The following is a 667-nucleotide window of genomic DNA, read 5'->3' as shown; positions in this document are numbered from 1 at the left end:
AGCTCGGGCAGGTCGCGCAGCGTGCCGATCGCGCCTTGCGCATCCGGCCGCGTGACGCGGGCGAACACACCGACCGGCGTTTCCGGCGAGCGGCCGGCGGCGAACAGGCCGGCGCGGACGGCGGGTGCCGCGGTCATGCCCATGTAGACGACGACGGTCATTTTGGTGTCGGTCAGCGTCGACCAGTCCACGGCTTCCGCATCGCGCGCCTTGTGCGCGGTGAGGARGGTGATGCGGGTCGCTTCATGACGATAGGTGAGCGGCACCTCGAAATCGGCGGCACCGCCGAGCCCGGCGGTGATGCCGGGAATGATCGAATAGGCAACGCCCGCCGTGCGCAGCGCTTCGACTTCTTCGCCGCCGCGGCCGAACACGAAGGGATCGCCGCCCTTCAGCCGCACCACGCGCTGGCCGGATTGCGCGGCCTCGATCATGCGCTTGTTGATGGCGTCCTGGCCGATACCGGGCTTGCCGACGCGGCGGCCGACCGCGACGCGCGTGGTGTCGCGGCGGATGCGGTCGAGAATTTCAGGCGAGACCAGCTCGTCATGGAAGACGATGTCGGCGTCCTGGAGCGCACGCAGCGCCTTGATGGTGAGAAGGTCGGGATCGCCGGGACCGGCGCCGACCAGCGCAACCGAGCCTTCCGGCTTGTCGGCACGCGCGA

The 667-nt window shown here is 70.0% G+C and carries 1 protein-coding gene; it reads right to left on the bottom strand.

All coding sequences use genetic code 11. The features are described from left to right. A partial coding sequence (gene cobA, locus AC1D00_RS44105) for a uroporphyrinogen-III C-methyltransferase (RefSeq protein WP_477015074.1) occupies nucleotides 1–667 on the bottom strand: 667 nt, incomplete at both ends.

The organism is Bradyrhizobium sp. P2_E8, from assembly GCF_056403875.1.
This window is presented reverse-complemented; position numbering and strand designations above follow the sequence as displayed.